Source organism: Sporosarcina pasteurii, assembly GCF_041295575.1.
GTDB lineage: Bacteria > Bacillota > Bacilli > Bacillales_A > Planococcaceae > Sporosarcina > Sporosarcina pasteurii.
This window is the reverse complement of the sequence record NZ_CP160452.1, coordinates 227,944-244,484: the sequence shown is the minus strand read 5'-3', so window position 1 is coordinate 244,484 and position 16,541 is coordinate 227,944. Positions and strand designations below refer to the sequence as shown.

The window sequence follows — 16,541 nt, the reverse complement described above, 5'->3', positions numbered from 1 at the left end:
TTTCTAAGCCTACAACATCGTTTTTACGTACAACTAGACTGTATCATTAACTTTTGTTTCTCAACCAAATGAAAACGGATAGAAAAACAATATAAATAAATACAAAGCGACTATCCAAACAGCCTGATTGTATTCTAGAATCCATATTTTTTCTAGCCGATTATATATTCTTTGAAAGATGCCGCGAATCAGTGTGACGGCAAGCAAAAACGGCAGGACAATCAGAAGTGTATTGAATTCTTCCAGCACGATAATCATATAAATTGCGGTGACAATATACACTACGAAAACAATGGACAATAAAGTAAATTGTAAATACCTTGGTTTCTTATCCAGCGTATTCTTCTTTCGATCAATTTGATAAGTTTTCTTCAAATAATAATCAGTACCCAAAACGAGGACTAAATAGATAACTCCAAGGACGATAAGCGTTTGCATCATATCTCCCCTTCTTATTAATCAGACTCAGCTGACTCATCATATAGTGGATTTTCCAGTTCATCATCAATGTGGCGAATATAAATCAAATTCTTCTACCTTATAGATTCGCGATAAAAGAAAGAGTTCCTTTATTCACCTGCAAACTCGCTAAATTTAACCTCTTTCCGCCTTCCGCTAAGCGTAAGTACAAGAATGCCGCCAAGTAATAACCCAACCCCTGTCCATGAAGTAGCGGATAACCTTTCCCCAACAACGATGACACTAAATAATGCAGCTGTAAGTGGCTCTGCAAGCGACAAAGTGACCGCTGAGGAAGATGGAATATACTTCAGTCCTGTTGAAAATAAAATATAAGCAATACTCGTAGTCGCAAATCCTAGAAATAAAACAACAGCAATGCCTCTGCCTGTAAACAGCCCTTCCGTTTCAAAAATAAATAAAAATGGAAAAAGCATCAATGCACTTATTGAAAAAATCACCGCAACTGCGGGAACGGCTGGAACAGAGTCAAGTACTTCCTTATTCACAAGAGTGTAGATCGCGAATAAAGAACCCGCGCAAAGTGACATGATAACGCCAATCGGGTTGACGACGATCCCTTCTTTATTTATAAACAATAATCCACAACCGATAATCGCTAGAAAAGTAGCTGAAGCCCAAACACGTGTCGGGCGACGTTTCGCAATCACCCATTCAATCACGCCAGAAAACACCGGCGCGCTGCCAATTGTGACAACCGTCCCAATCGCAACGCCAGTTAATCTGACGGAGGTGAAAAATAAGTACTGGAACACCGCCATTGAAATGGCGGCGTAAATTGTCGGCCTCCATGGCCATTTATGAAAAGTAATCTTACGCATAATAAGTAAAACAATTAGTAATGTAAATCCGCCAACTGCTAAACGAGACGCCCCTACGCCTAACGGGTGAATCGTTTGCGGCATAAACGTTTGCGCCGTTCCCGTCGTCCCCCAAAGAATCGCGCCAAACAGTACAAATAAAAATGCAACGCGCTGCGACAATGCCATCCCCCTCTTTTCTCTATATGGTAAAGATACCATATTTCTAACGAGGGAATGTCGGCACCTTCGAATATTGTTGATAAGTATAGACGATAGAATCCATGACTTGAACATATGTGAGTAACCCTGTGGAAATTAACAAAGAATTGCCGTCCAACAATCCATTTGTTAATAAAAATGGGGAGTATGTGAATGAATTCAATATTTATTTAAAAAGATATTCAGACTGCTAACAATTTACCGATTTTATAAACAAGAAGTGTTGATGAAATCGGAATTAATCTGGATAGAATTTCTTGAACGTAGATATTCACAAATAAAACGTTGATAACTTATTTGCAAATGAAAGTTGCCTTCCTAAAATGTGGATAAAAAAATCGCTCTACAGAAATATTTCCGTAAAGCGATTTTCATGTTACTCAGTCAACTGCTGTGCTGCAAATTCACGGTAGAGCGGATGTGATTGCGTTAGTTCTTCATGCGTGCCTCTTCCCGTAATCCGGCCTTTTTCAATAAAAATAATTTGGTCAGCATGCACAATTGTCGATAAACGGTGTGCAATGACAAATGTTGTACGGCCTTCCATAAGGCGACCCAACGCTCGCTGAACGACACTCTCAGATTGACTGTCCAAACTTGCGGTCGCTTCGTCCATCATTAAAAGTTTTGGATCTCTTAAAAACGCCCGAGCAATAGCAATTCTTTGTCTTTGCCCACCTGAAAGTTTCACGCCTCGTTCGCCAACTTCTGTATCTAAACCATTCGAAAACTCTTTAATAAACTGATCCGCGTAAGCCATTTCAGCAACTTCCCATAGTCGTTCATCTGAAATCGCGTCACGATTTTCCAAACCATACGTTAAATTTTCACGAATTGTTCCCGCCATCATCGCACTTTCCTGCGCGACATATCCGATTTGACTTCGCCATGACTGGATTGAAATATCTGGAATCGGCGTATCGCCCACTTTAATTTCCCCAGCTGATGGTTCATAAAAGCGTTCCAGTAAACCAAATACAGTCGTTTTTCCTCCCCCACTCGGTCCGGCAAAAGCAATCATTTCCCCAGGATTTGCGCGGAATGAAATCCCATCAATCACTGGTTCGTCTTCTGTGTATGAAAAAGAAATATTCGATACTTCAATTGGCTGATTCGCAATATCTATTTCATTGCCATTTTGTCCACTCTCTAAAGGAACATTCAATACGTCAATAATACGCTCCGTTGCCCCTTTCGCTTTTTGCAATTGCGTAAAGAACATCGCAAACGTCGTAATTGGCATAATGATTTGGAATAAATATAACAGAAATGCGACTAGTGTTCCTGTTGACATCTCTCCGCTTGCGACACGCATGCCGCCGTACGCAATAATCACAACAATGACGAGCATAATAACAAACTGCATTAACGGGGCAATCAGTGCAAAAACACGCGCCTCTTTTAATCCAAATCCTAAAAGCTTCTCAATGCCTGACAACCCTTTTGCTTCTTCATCTTTTTCCGCTGTAGATGCTTTCATCAAACGAATTTCACTAAGCGTTTGTTGAACGTTTCCAGTAAACGTTGCAGTCTCATCTTGCAGCCCTCTAGAAATTTTCGCCATGCGCTTGCCAAGCGGAATCATAATCGCTAAAGTGACTGGCACTGCGATGAGCATGAGTAGTGTCATCTTCCAATCCATAATTAACAGCAACGTGACAGCACCAATAATCGAAATAATGCCTGCAATAAACTGCGGGAAATGGTCAGTAATTAAATCTTTCACGACACTCGTATCATTGACAACACGGCTTACTGTTTCACCACTTGAATTTTGGTCATAATAACCGACGGGTAAACGAACGAGTTTTAACCACATTCTTTCCCGCAGACTTGCGACGATTTTCTGGCCAACCGCCGCGAGTAAATAAATTGAGATTCCACTAATGATTGCTTGAACAACAAAGGCAATCCCAATCGCGATAAGCAAAGGGAAGCTTATAGAGGCTACGGAAAAACCATCCACCAAGTTTTTCGTAAGAATTGGAACCACTAATCCCGCAAGTGTCGTTAATATACTTCCAACCATCCCGATAATTAATGCGTTTTTCGGTATTTTCGTCGATAAAATCAACTTAATAAAAGGCTTTAAACCCGTTTGTGTATTCTCCATATAACTAATCTCCTCACGCTTACATTCGATTTTACAATATCCCTATTTTACCACAGTGAAATACTACATTTAAAAAGATCGAGACATAATAAAAAGAGCTAAAATGGTCGTCTACAAACAAACCATTTTGGCTCTCCTTTAATTAATCTCCACGGTCAAGCTTATACAATTGTTGATAACGTTCATTTGTACGCATCAATTCTTCATGCGTGCCTTGTATCGCAATCTGCCCTTTATCTAAAAATAACACTTGATCCATTCGTTCGATACCTGTTAAATGATGCGTAATCCAAATAACAGTTTTGTCTTGTAAACTCGTCATAATCGTCTCAACCAATTCATTTTCGATAAATGGATCTAATCCGATTGTCGGTTCATCTAAGATCACAATCGGCGTGTCCTTTAATAAGATTCTTGCAAGTGCAATTCGCTGACGTTCACCGCCAGAAAAACGTTGCCCTGTTTCTTCCATTTGTGTTTGTAAACCATTAGGCAGGGAGTTAATATATTCGTCCAATCTTACTTGCTTAACCACTGCTTCTATTTCTTCTTTTGTCGCTTGTTGATTGCCTAAACGAATATTGTTTTCCACTGTCGTCGCAAATAAATACGGTTTTTGATTTAAGACGCCAACTACGTCGTAAATTTGTTCACCATATTCGACTGGCGCATGTTCATTAATGCGCACATGACCTGAGGTTGGCTGTATGGCGCTTTGCAGTAATTGAATTAAAGTTGATTTTCCAGCACCGCTTTTTCCAAGTAAAGCAAGTTTTCGACCATGAGGAATCGCTAACGAAATTTGGTGAAGTGCATTGGCTTGCTCACCTTCATAGCGATAAGATAAGTTCTGAAGCGATATATCCGCTTCCCTAGTTGTCTGCACATTTCCTCGACTGATTTCCTCTTTTGGCACAAACTGTTGAATCGATTCAATTCGTTGCAAGGATTCTCCGTAAGCTGGAATCCGTTCAATCGCATGCGAAAGTGGGATAAGCCCTTCTAAAATCGGCAACGTAACTAATGTAAACGCCGCAATATAAGCAGGAACAACTTCCCCTTGAACAGCCATATTCCCTGCCCAAATACCAACCATTAATAAAATTACCCCTGATATGACTTGCAATTGGAAACCGCGCGATTGATTCCAGTAAGCTAATTTACTTTCCATTTTATGACTGGATACACTATCTTTCATAAAACCATCAATAAAACGCTCTTTCCTTCCACTAATTAACCAGTCACTAATTCCAAATACAGCGTCTGTCAAAGTCCGATATAAATGGCCGCGCTTCCTTTTCGCATCGCGCTGATGTTTTTTTAATGTATATAAGGAAATCATCGGATAAAAGAATACAATAACACTTAAACAAAACGCGATCCAAATTGCAAAAAGCCAATCAAAAAGCGCTAACATCACGGTGGCATAAACGAATAAACAGAGCCCCACAACCGTTGGGAATATTGTCCGAATATAAACGTCTTGTAAATGTTCAATATCATCCGCTAATGTCCCAAGTAAATCTCCCGTTTGAAAGCGAGCACGTATCAATAACGCTTGCGGTTCAAGCATGCCGTATAATTTTACGCGCATTTCCGATAAGATTTTAAGGACAGCGTTATGACCTGCCAACCGCTCCAAATAGTGACTGACCGCACGGGATAAACCAAACGTACGAACCAAAACGATAGGAATATAAAGAAGTAAGATTGTCTCCGGCATTTCAGAAGCTCTTGATATCAAATATCCCGAAGAAAATGTTAACATGGCACCCGATAAGACAGCTAATGCACCTAAAAGAATGGTCGCGATCATCGCCTTCTTATATTTTTTAAGATACGGGACGATATACGTTTGAAATAATTTCATCCTATCATTCCCCTTCTATGTGCCTGAATTAACTTGTCATATGCACCAGATTTATTCTCGAGTTCTTCATGTGTCCCCGTTTCAATAATTTGACCATCCTCAATGACAAAAATAAGATCCATATCTTTCATCCAATGTAAACGGTGCGTAGCAAAAAACACTAATTTATTTTCTAATAACGGTAACATCGTCTCTTTAATTTCATGTTCCGTCTCAATATCTAAATGGGCTGTCGGTTCATCGAGCAAAAGAATCGAGCGGTTTTGCAATAACGACCGTGCAAGTGCAATACGTTGCTCTTCCCCGCCACTTAATGTTCGACCTGCTTGCCCAATTTTCTCGTCAAAACCATTCGGGAAATGACTAACTAATACTTCAAGGCCTGCTAATTTTGCCGCGCGGACTACTTCTTCACGCGTCGCACCTGGTTCATAAAAACGAATATTGTCTGCAACTGTTCCCGAAAAAATCGTAGGATGCTGTGGAATATACGTCAATTGGTCTTGCCAATCTGGTAACGTAAGATGGTTGTATTCAGCGTCATCTATCGAAATCTTTCCCGATGTCGGTTGCGTAAATCCGGACAATAAATCAATCAAAGAAGATTTTCCTGCACCCGACATGCCGACGATGCCAATCTTCTGATAACCTTTAACCGTAAAATTAATATTTCGTAAAATGTCTCGTTCTTCTGATTTCATTCCGATTTCATGGAAAGTTAACTGACGATCTTCTGTCCATGTCGATGTAGATGGCAAATTCTTTTGAGCGATTGCTTTTTCCGCTAACAAACCACGAATTTGTTCGCCCGCTTCTTTACCATCCATCGTCGCGTGATAGTCATTCCCGAGCTCGCGGACAGGTGAGAAATAATCCGGCGCTAATATAAGAATGGCGAGCGCTGCCTCCAGCCCAATATTCCCATTAATTAAACGTACACCAAGCTCTACTGCAATAATCGCAATCGACATACTCGTAAAGAAATCGAGTGCAAATGTAGATAAAAATGCAACGCGCAACGTTCGATTTGTTGCAATCCGGTATTTGTTGCTCACATTTTCAATCGCTTTTTGGTGTGATTTACTCTGCCCTAAATATTTCAAAGTGACAAGACCCCGTAGTGAATCAACAAAATGACGTGATAACAGTCTGTACGTATCCATTTGAGCGTCCATTTGCTTTTGTGCCGCAAAACCAAGCAAGATTAAAAAGGCAATGAGAATCGGCAATACAACTGCCAGAATGATACCTGACAGTCGATCTACTGTAAAAATATAGATAAATATCACAAACGGAATAATTCCCATAGACATTAATCGAGGAATAAACAACTGTAAATATGTTTTAAATTGAGGAATTCCTTCTAACACTAAGGTGATAATATTGCCCGAACCATGTCGACCAACACTTCTTGGTCCTAGGTCAAATACCTTCTTCATTAGCGACTCTTGCAATGTTAGCGCTGTACGATCCGCAAATCGGTAAGCAATTCGTTCTCTTCCCCATTGCAAAAAGTGGCGCAAAATATGCGCCACAAGAAAGATTAAAAGCGAGGGAAAGACTGCCGACCAAGCAGCCCCTTGAAACATCCCTGTAATTGCTTTCGATAAATATAATGCTTGAAAGATAATCGCAACTGCCTGACCGAACGTTAAAAGTCCAATCAGCGCCATCACTGGTTTACTACCTTTATAATGAAACAGATTTTTATCCATTAGTAGTTGAGATTCTCCTTTTTAGACACACGTTTACGGAATACGTAATAGGTCCAAAATGTATACCCGAGAACAACTGGAATCATCGTCGCTGCGACAATTGTCATAATCCGAAGAGAATAATCCCCAGACACCGCCTCGTAAATTGTTATATTGTGAGCAATGTCTAACGAACTAATCATCACATTTGGAAATAGCGCGATAAAAAATGATGCAGTGATCATAATCAGAATAATTCCTGTAACTGTAAAACTAAATCCTTCTTTCTTATTGCGTAATAGAAGCATTAGGGCACCATATAGTATTCCAACTAAAATATATAATGGAATTAAAATAGGTCCTTTTGCAGAGAATGCCTCTGTATAAAAAACGGTTAAGATGACAAACCAAAAGACAAGTCCACCAGTAATCGCATACCATTTCTGCGCTTCTTTACGAGCTCTCGTACGAAGGCTCCCATCTGTCTTTAATGAAATAAACGTTAAACCATGCAAATAAGATAATGCGACAAAAGTAAGCCCGCCTACCACTGTATAGGTGTTCACAATATCAAAGAACCCTGCATACATATTCATATCTGCATCAATTGGTAACCCTTTAATTAAACTCGCAAATGTCAAACCTAGTATAAACGGAGGGAAAATGCTGCCGATAAAAATCGACCAATCCCATGTTTTCACCCATTTTTCTGATTCAACTCTATCCCTAAATTCAAAAGACACGCCTCTTGCAATTAACGCTAGCAACAAGACAATCACAGGCATATAATAGCCGCTTAATAAAGTAGCATACCAGTGAGGAAAAGCCGCAAACATCGCCCCTACAGCCGTAACAAGCCATACTTCGTTCGCTGCCCAAGTTGGCCCAATCGTTTGAATGAGCATCCGTCGATCCAAGTCATTCTTCGCCAGAAACCTTGTACTCATACCAACGCCAAAGTCAAACCCTTCTAGAAACATGAACCCAACGAAGAGGACACCAATTAATAGAAACCAAAGCTCACTTAGTAGCATTTTGCATCTCTCCTGTCTCAAAAGGATCGGAAGTCGATACGTCCTCTTTTACTTTTTCATGAGGTCCTTGTTTTATCACCCTAACGAACAAGTAGACCATCACGAGGCCAAGAATTAAATAAATGGTCGAAAAAGTAATTAATGAGAATAAAACTTTCCCAGCCGATACGTTTGGCGAAACGGCATCCGCTGTTTTCATTAAACCGTTTACCACCCATGGCTGACGCCCAATTTCAGACATGATCCAACCAAAAGAATTCCCGATAAAAGGTAGAAATATGACAGGAACCATGAACTTTAAATACTTAGTACTGGTTTCCAATTTCTTTCTAAACGATAAAAATAACCCGATTGCACTTAATACAATTAAAACGCCGCCAGTTCCAGCCATAATTCGGAAACTCCAAAAAGTTGTTTTAACCGGTGGAACGTAATTACCGTCCCCGTATTTCAATACATACTTTTCTTGTAAAGTGTTCATCCCTTCGACTTTTCCACTAAATTTTCCATAAGCTAAATAACTTAATAAGTAAGGAATATCAATTCGATTTGAACTCGTTTTATTTTCTACATCTATGCTTGTAACCAAAGTCCAGGCCGCTGGGTCTCCACTGTCTTCCCATAAACCTTCAGCTGCCGCCATTTTCATTGGTTGAGCATGCATTAAGTACGTTGCCTGCGCATGACCTGTAAAAGCAATGCCTAGTCCAGAAAGTAATCCGACAACCAAAGCAATATTGATGGACCGTTTAAAGAAATCAACGTCTCTTTTTTTGTAAATGTACCAGGCACTTACACCAATCACAAAGAACGCACCCGTTGCAAAACTGCCTAAAACAGTATGAGGGAATGCAACCCATAGCTTTTCATTTTTCAGCAGGGCTAGAAAGTCATTCATTTCTGCACGCCCATTTTGCAAAACAAACCCAACAGGGTTGTGCATAAACGAGTTTGCGGCCATTATCCAGAAAGCCGAGAGCATCGTTCCAATTGAAACGAGCCAAATACAAGCTAAATGAACTTTCTCCGGCAGCTTATCACGTCCAAAAATCCATAAACCAATAAATGTCGCTTCTAAAAAGAAAGCTAATAGTGCTTCCAATGCTAGTGGCGCACCAAATATATCACCGACAAAGCGAGAATAAGTTGACCAGTTCATACCAAACTGAAACTCTTGAAAAATTCCAGTTACGACACCGATAGCAAAATTAATTAGAAAGAAGATACTCCAGAACTTCGTCATCTTTAAATAGATTTCATCTTTTTTAAAGACATACATCGTCTGCATAATCGCAATTAATAAAGCTAGCCCAATAGATAAAGGAACAAATATAAAGTGAAACAATGTTGTGGAAGCAAATTGAATCCGTGCCAGCATTAATGCATCCATAAAGAGCACCCCTCCAAGTTTCTATGTCTCTATAGTATATCGAGGGAACAAGAAATCTTTGTGAACAAACGAACACAGTTTTGTTACAATATTATTAACGCTGTATGATGACAATTTTGTTACCGTTTCATTTTCTTCACAAAATATACACATTGTATCCATTATATTCCTCGCAGTTATTTTCCGAAAAATCATTCTGTTATAGTAGCTCCAGGCGTAATAATGATACAGATTTCAGCACCCTTTATTTACAAAGATTCGCCGATAAACCTGCAAATGACAGCACAAAAAGAAGCATTGTGATTATCACAATGCTTCTTGCAAAATATCAATTACCCTTAATTACGGATGTAAACTTGAGATTTCTTCAATCGCATCTTTTATAATTGAAAGCATCTCGTCTAGCTCACTATAGGACGCAGCAAGCGGCGGCATAAAGACAATGACATCACCTAGTGGACGAGTGAGCAACCCTTTTTCTCTCATGCGAATTGTCGCTTGATAAGCCACTCGTTTTTCTGCAGGAAATGCTTTTTTCGTTGCTTTTTCCTCTACCAGTTCAATCCCACAAATTAGACCCAGTTGCCGTACGTCACCAACATGTGGAAGCGCAATAATTTGTTCTAGCTTTTCACTTATATAGGAAGACTTTTGGGAAGCTTCATCTACTAAGTTTTCACGTTCAAAAATATCTAAGTTTGCGAGTGCCGCAGCACAACCTAGTTGATTTCCAGTATATGAATGCCCATGGAAGAATGTTTTCATCTCCGAATAATCGGCGTAGAAAGCATTATAAATACGTTCACTTGTCAATGTTGCCGCAATTGGTAAGTACCCACCTGTAATTCCTTTGGCAATTGTCATAATATCTGGTTGTACGCCTTCATGTTCAACTGCGAACATTTTTCCGGTACGGCCAAAACCTGTGGCCACCTCATCTACAATAAGAAAAACATCAAATTCCCGGCAAAGTTTTTCCAGTCCTTTTAAATAGCCCGGAGGCATCAAGTTCATACCACCAGCACCTTGTACCATGGACTCGACAAATACGCCTGCAATTTCATCACTTTTCTCTTCAAATAATTCTCGTACTGCTTGCAAAGATTCCTCTTTCGCAATGTCTCCATTTCCTGTTGGATGATGATAAGCAGAAGGAAAAGGAATTGTATAAGATGCAAACATTAATTTACTGTACATTCGGTGATACAAGTCTATTGCGCCGACACTCATGGCTCCAACCGTATCGCCATGGTATCCATTACTAAGTGCCACAAATTTTGTTTTCTTTTTATTTCCTTCGTTTTGCCAATATTGATAAGCCATTTTAATGGCAATTTCGACTGATGTTGCACCACTGTCGGAATAAAATACACGTGATAACGATTTTGGAGCAATTTCAATTAACCTTGCTGCAAGTTTAATAGAAGGAATATTCATTGCACCGAGTAAAGTCGAATGGGCGATTGAGTCAAGCTGATTCTTAATTGCTTCGTTAATTTCCTCTTTACGATGACCATGCACGTTCAACCAGAGAGAAGAATATGCATCCAAATATTCTTTCTCGTGGATGTCCTTCACTCTAACGCCTTCACCACTCGCAATGATCAGTGGGTTTTCTTCATAATCTTTCATCTGTGTAAAAGGTAGCCACATATGTTTATTGCCTAATTCGTATAACTGTTCCGCTTGCAATTCATCCAACTGTACTGTTTGCATATTTATCCCCCTCTTTCAAACTTTCAATGTTCCATTTGCTAACGATTGATGACCGAAAACTTTGATCTAAAAGTTTCTCTTCCATATGTTCTGTAAAAGGAATGGTCCCGATAATCGGTAAGTTCGTAAGTTTTTTGATCATCTTGATATTATCTTCCTTAATTGCTTTTTCGTCGTTATTCGTATTTGAAAATACAATCCCCGCAATGGTAATCCCGCGACTTCTTAATGCTTCTATCGTTAAAATCGTATGGTTGATGGTTCCAACGCCTGTCCTCGCAACGATAACTGCCGGTAATTGACCCGCTTGTATGAGATCAAGCACACAATACCCTTCATTGTTTAACGGAACGTATAACCCTCCCGCTCCCTCAACTAATAAATGCTTCGTGCTAGAAGCTCTTCGTTTTAATTGCCTTTCAAGTTCAACTACATCAATCGATTTCCCTTCAATCGCCGCTGCATAATGTGGAGAACTTGGTTTTTCGAATAAATATGTATATCTTTTCTCTGTCTCTGTTTCAAGAACAGCCTTATACCGTTCGACATCTGGTGCGATGAGTTGTCCATCGATAGACTCCCCTCCACTTTGGACTGGTTTGTAAAAGTCGATTGTTAACCCGTTGTCAATTAATGCTTGACCAAGTAAGACCGTTGCCACAGTCTTTCCAACATCGGTATCCGTACCGCAAATAAAAAAGCCAGCCATTCTATCCCTCCACTTACGTTAACCACATTTACATTTAAGTTAACACAACTTCAGCTAGATTACAATCCAATTCTGAAGAGTGCGATAAGTGTGGAACTAGAAGTTTAAGTATGGCTTTATATGCATCATTAGCTGCATGAATGCGGTTTGAAACATATATTGAAATGCTGAAATCTAGTGACTCTAGGCATTTCCTTCTGCGGGCGAATAGAGCATGTACTTATAACTTTTGCAAAAGTATAACTTCACGATTTCATATTACAAAAGCCGTGCAAATAAGCTATAATAGTCCATGCAAATCCCACAAAACACGGGTTTGCTTTACGTGGTTCGAAACCATCCCACGATAAAAAACTAAGGAGATAGGAATATGAGAGGTAAATCTTTAGCAATAAACGGTATTATTGCCGCTTTATATGTCGCAGTGTCCTTATTAATTGCGCCACTAGCATTTTCGAGTATCCAATTTCGGATCTCAGAAATATTTAATCATCTTGTTGTGTTCAACAAGAAATACTTTTTCGGCGTTGTGGTTGGCGTTTTCGTTGCCAATTTATTTTCGCCACTTGGTATGATTGACCTCGTTTTCGGGGTTGGTATGTCTGTACTTGCGCTACTCGCAACCATTCTTTCTGCCAAGTTTATTACAGACATTACACAACGCATGATTTTTAACATTGCGATGTTTGCAATTTTTTCTTTCTTAATTGCAATTGAGTTACAAATCGTATTCGGCGTACCATTTTGGATTGGCTGGCTAACAGTCGCGATTGGCGAAATTGTTGTTATGACCATCGGAATTCCGATTATGATTTCATTAAATAAGCGCTTGAATTTTAAAGAACTCGTTTAACTTAATTAAGCACCCTGTCTAGTTGAAGTGCTCAACTAAACAAGGTGCTTTTTATAATAAAAATATTGAATGAATGTAATTAAACATTCCTCAAAGCTACTTTAATGCGATACAAATATTTTTAGCTTCAGTGAAAAACTCAATACTGTTGCTTCCACCCTCACGACCAACACCGCTCTTTTTAAATCCGCCGAATGGAACGCGGAGATCCCGGACAAACCAGCAATTGACCCAAATTGTTCCCGCACGAACATGATGCGAAACACGATGTGCTCTTTGGAGGTTATCTGTCCAAATCACGCCATTTAAACCGTAATCAGTATTGTTTGCAATTTCAAGCGCTTCTTCTTCCGTATCAAAAGGAATTAATGTAACGATCGGTCCGAATATTTCTTCTTGGCTAATTCGTGCATTCGGATTTTCTTGGATATAAATCGTTGGTTCTAAATAGTATCCATTCTTTAAGTGTTCTGGAAGATTTGGTCGCTTTCCGCCATATACCAACGTCGAGTTTTCTTCTTCAGCAATTTTCAAGTAACTTGTCACTTTTTTATAATGCTCTTCACTTACAACAGGCCCCATATCTGTGCCCGCTTCCTGTGGATCCCCTACCTTCAACTCTGAGGCAGCTTGTTTAAATTTGTCAACAAACTCATCGAAAATTGAACGTTGCACTAAAATTCTTGATCCCGCTAGACAAACTTGACCGGAGTTCATGAAAGCGGCTTGGATAGAGATGGGGATTGCCTTCTCTAAATTGGCATCCTCAAAAACAATATTTGCTGCTTTACCGCCTAATTCAAATGAAACTTTCTTTAATGTTGCGGCCCCATTTTTCATAATGGCTTTCCCTGTTGAAGTTTCACCTGTAAAGGAAATTAAATCTACTTCCGGGTGAGTCGTCATATATTCTCCTGCAGACCCAGGACCAAACCCATGTATTACGTTTACGACACCGTCCGGAATACCGGCTTCCTTTGCTATTTCACCAAGTAAGGATACTGTGAGCGGCGTCGTTTCCGCAGGCTTAATGACCGCTGTATTTCCGGCAGCTAAACACGGACCTAATTTCCAAGTCGTCAGCATGAATGGCAAATTCCATGGCGTAATTAATGAAGCAACGCCTAGCGGTTCATAACGTGTGTAATTTAAGTATTCATCGTCCATAGGATAAGACTCGTTCGCTTTTTGCTCCATAAAATCTGCAAAGAACTTTAAATTATGTGCTGCACGCGGGATTTCCCTTTCTAGCGCAACTGGATACGGTTTTCCAACGTCTTCTGCTTCCAATCGGGCTATTTCTTCTTTCCGTTCCAGAATAATTTCTGCCATTCTACGTATCTTAGCAGAACGCTCACTAAGCGTCATCGTGCGCCATGGCCCTTCTTCAAAAGCACGTCTTGCAGCATTACATGCGCGGTCGACATCCTCATAGGAAGCCTCATGTACTTTCGCAATAACCTCTTGAGTTGCTGGATTTTTCACTTCGAATAAAGAATTACTGCTTGATTCCACATATTCTCCATCGATATATAGTTTTACTTCTTTTAATTTTGTACTTGTAGTGCTCATCATTTCATCCCTCAACTTTCAGTTGACTTCTTTTTTTCACAGATTCACCAGCAATACCCCAATGTTCAGCTTTCATTTCTTGAATCATAATACGAACATTTTCTTCCGGTGCCTCTAAGACTTCCGCTACAACATCCGTAACCTCTCGTATAAGACGCTCTTTTTTATCGGCAGAACGCCCTTCTAACATATTAATTTGAATAAAAGGCATCGTCTATTCCCCCTTCTTGTATCGATTTATTCAGTAAATGATGCTTCCAATGAGCCAATCCCATCAAAAGATACTGAAAAATGATCACCTGGTTCAATCGTAAATGCTTCAGATAACGCACCGCTTAATACGATTTCACCGGGCTTTATCGTTTGCCCTCTTTCGACTAATTTATTTGCCATCCAAGCTACTGCTCTTGCAGGGTGTCCCATTACAGCTGCCCCAGCGCTTGTTGCAATAATTTCTCCGTTTTTCTTAAAGACCATCCCCATTAAACGCAAATCTACATCTTCGACCTTGTATAACTTCTCACCAAAAATGTATCTGGACGATGATGAGTTATCCGCGATGACATCTGGCAATGTAAAGTTAAAATTACGATATCGGCTATCGATAATTTCCATCGCAGGTGCAATGTATGCAGTTGCATCTAAAATATCAGTTACTGAGATGCTTGGTCCTTTTACTTCTTTATTAAAGATAAATGCAATTTCCGGTTCGATTTTCGGATGAATAAGCGGCGCTATTGAAATTGGCTCTCCTTCATTTAACTGCATATTTTCAAGTAGTACGCCGTAGGAAGGTTCGTGAACACCCATCATTTCTTGCTTTGCTTTACTCGTTAATCCCAATTTACGTCCTGAAATCTTGGTGTTTTCTTCTTTGCATTTTTTCTCAATTAGAGCTTCTTGAATGTCATAGCCTAGTTCCACGTCTAACTCTGGATATTGATCGACAAATTTATCTACTTCTGTTGCATTTCTTTCTGCTTCGAATAAGTCCGTTGCAATCTTTTGAATTACATCCACTTCTACAGCCTTCAAGATATATCACCTTCTCGTATTATTAGTTAAACTGTCAGTTGTTGATTTGCTAGTTCTCTTGCCACTTCAGTAATTAAATCTTCTTGGCCACCAACTGCTTGCATTTTGCCAAGTTCAACCAATATGTCGCGTTCATCGACATTGAATTTCTTGGCAGCTTCTTGCGCAAATAATAAGAAGCTTGAATACACGCCTGAATACCCCATAATTAAACTTGCTTTTGTTACTTCTTGAGGTCTTGGCATTAACTTTGCAACAACGTCGTTTGCGACATCCATAATTGGATAAAGGTCTACGCCAGTCTTATAGCCAAGTCGATCAAAGACTGCAGTCAGCACTTCCGTTTGTGCATTCCCGCTGCCAGCACCTAAGCAGCGTAAACTGCCGTCAATATAAGTTGCGCCTGCTTCGACCGCCGCCATCGTGTTTGCGGTCGCGAGTGATAAGTTATTATGCGCATGGAACCCGATTTCACAGGATAAGTTTTCTTTAAGTGCTGATACACGTTCTGTTACTTCATGCGGTAAAAGCGCACCTGCCGAATCAGTTACATAAACAATTTCAGCTCCGTAACTTTCAAACAATTTTGCCTGTTCTACAATTTTTTCAGGCGGTGCCATATGCGCCATCATTAGAAAGCCGACCGTTTTTAAGCCAAGGTTTCTTCCGAGTTCAATATGTTGTTTTGCAACGTCTGCTTCTGTGACATGTGTCGCAACCCGAACCATTTTCGCACCGGCTTTTACTGCATCTTCAAGGTCATCTTTCGTTCCGATTCCCGGCACCAAAAGGACAGCTGCTTTTGCTTGACTGCAAACATCTGACGCTGCCTCAATTAACTTCAATTCATTCACTGCTGAAAAACCATATTGTAAAGAAGAACCGCCCAGTCCATCGCCGTGCGATACTTCGAAATATTCAATGCCAGCTTGATCTAATCCTTTTGCTACATCACGCACTTGCTGTTCTGTAAATGAGTGCCTGACAGCGTGACTTCCATCTCTTAACGTAACGTCCACAATATGTAGATCCCGTTTCATAACTAGCACCCCG

14 protein-coding genes and 1 riboswitch are annotated in these 16,541 nt (G+C 40.0%); of the genes, 1 reads left to right on the top strand and 13 read right to left on the bottom strand.

What is annotated here, in order from left to right:
* Window positions 1-60 precede the first annotated feature (60 nt).
* From AB1H92_RS01170 to bioD, 9 genes are all read right to left on the bottom strand, one after another.
* Window positions 61-441 carry a DUF4181 domain-containing protein gene (locus tag AB1H92_RS01170; protein ID WP_115359779.1) on the bottom strand — a complete coding sequence of 127 codons (381 nt, stop codon included), beginning with the start codon at window positions 439-441 and terminating at the stop codon, window positions 61-63.
* 128 nt (window positions 442-569) lie between these two features.
* Window positions 570-1,469 carry a DMT family transporter gene (locus AB1H92_RS01165; RefSeq protein WP_243835619.1) on the bottom strand — a complete coding sequence of 300 codons (900 nt, stop codon included), beginning with the start codon at window positions 1,467-1,469 and terminating at the stop codon, window positions 570-572.
* Between the two features lie 409 nt (window positions 1,470-1,878).
* Window positions 1,879-3,615 carry an ABC transporter ATP-binding protein gene (locus AB1H92_RS01160; RefSeq protein WP_115359777.1) on the bottom strand — a complete coding sequence of 579 codons (1,737 nt, stop codon included), beginning with the start codon at window positions 3,613-3,615 and terminating at the stop codon, window positions 1,879-1,881.
* A 142-nt stretch (window positions 3,616-3,757) separates the two neighbouring features.
* On the bottom strand, window positions 3,758-5,485 hold the full coding sequence (cydC, locus tag AB1H92_RS01155) for a thiol reductant ABC exporter subunit CydC (protein ID WP_115359776.1): 1,728 nt from the start codon (window positions 5,483-5,485) through the stop codon (window positions 3,758-3,760).
* A complete protein-coding gene (cydD, locus tag AB1H92_RS01150) occupies window positions 5,482-7,200 on the bottom strand; it encodes a thiol reductant ABC exporter subunit CydD (protein ID WP_115359775.1) in 1,719 nt (572 codons plus the stop codon). Before cydD ends, cydC begins: the two co-directional genes overlap by 4 nt.
* Window positions 7,200-8,213 (bottom strand): cytochrome d ubiquinol oxidase subunit II, encoded by a 1,014-nt coding sequence (gene cydB, locus AB1H92_RS01145; protein ID WP_115359774.1) that lies wholly within the window; start codon window positions 8,211-8,213, stop codon window positions 7,200-7,202. The genes cydD and cydB overlap by 1 nt, the downstream gene beginning before the upstream one ends.
* The gene (locus AB1H92_RS01140; RefSeq protein WP_115359773.1) at window positions 8,200-9,603 is read right to left on the bottom strand and encodes a cytochrome ubiquinol oxidase subunit I; all 1,404 of its coding nucleotides are present in this window, start codon (window positions 9,601-9,603) and stop codon (window positions 8,200-8,202) included. Before AB1H92_RS01140 ends, cydB begins: the two co-directional genes overlap by 14 nt.
* A gap of 342 nt (window positions 9,604-9,945) precedes the next feature.
* The gene (bioA, locus tag AB1H92_RS01135) at window positions 9,946-11,319 is read right to left on the bottom strand and encodes an adenosylmethionine--8-amino-7-oxononanoate transaminase (protein ID WP_115359772.1); all 1,374 of its coding nucleotides are present in this window, start codon (window positions 11,317-11,319) and stop codon (window positions 9,946-9,948) included.
* Entirely contained in the window at window positions 11,297-12,028 is a 732-nt protein-coding gene (gene bioD, locus AB1H92_RS01130) for a dethiobiotin synthase (RefSeq protein ID WP_115359771.1), read from the bottom strand. Before bioD ends, bioA begins: the two co-directional genes overlap by 23 nt.
* 319 nt (window positions 12,029-12,347) lie before the next feature.
* Window positions 12,348-12,392: riboswitch (PreQ1 riboswitch) on the top strand.
* Window positions 12,393-12,398: 6 nt separating this feature from the next.
* Here bioD and AB1H92_RS01125 point away from each other — a divergent pair.
* On the top strand, window positions 12,399-12,881 hold the full coding sequence (locus tag AB1H92_RS01125) for a QueT transporter family protein (RefSeq protein WP_115359770.1): 483 nt from the start codon (window positions 12,399-12,401) through the stop codon (window positions 12,879-12,881).
* Window positions 12,882-12,977: 96 nt separating this feature from the next.
* Here AB1H92_RS01125 and AB1H92_RS01120 read toward each other — a convergent pair whose 3' ends face one another.
* From AB1H92_RS01120 to dmpG, 4 genes are read right to left on the bottom strand one after another with little or no spacing between them, the layout of a single operon-like run.
* Window positions 12,978-14,456, bottom strand: coding sequence for an aldehyde dehydrogenase (locus AB1H92_RS01120; RefSeq protein ID WP_370475229.1), 1,479 nt, complete (start codon window positions 14,454-14,456; stop codon window positions 12,978-12,980).
* Between the two features lies 1 nt (window position 14,457).
* Window positions 14,458-14,664, bottom strand: coding sequence for a 2-hydroxymuconate tautomerase (locus AB1H92_RS01115; RefSeq protein ID WP_115359769.1), 207 nt, complete (start codon window positions 14,662-14,664; stop codon window positions 14,458-14,460).
* A 26-nt stretch (window positions 14,665-14,690) separates the two neighbouring features.
* Window positions 14,691-15,488 carry a 2-keto-4-pentenoate hydratase gene (locus AB1H92_RS01110; RefSeq protein ID WP_115359768.1) on the bottom strand — a complete coding sequence of 266 codons (798 nt, stop codon included), beginning with the start codon at window positions 15,486-15,488 and terminating at the stop codon, window positions 14,691-14,693.
* A gap of 26 nt (window positions 15,489-15,514) precedes the next feature.
* Window positions 15,515-16,528, bottom strand: a complete 1,014-nt coding sequence (dmpG, locus tag AB1H92_RS01105) for a 4-hydroxy-2-oxovalerate aldolase (RefSeq protein ID WP_115359767.1) — start codon at window positions 16,526-16,528, stop codon at window positions 15,515-15,517.
* Window positions 16,529-16,541: the final 13 nt, after the last annotated feature.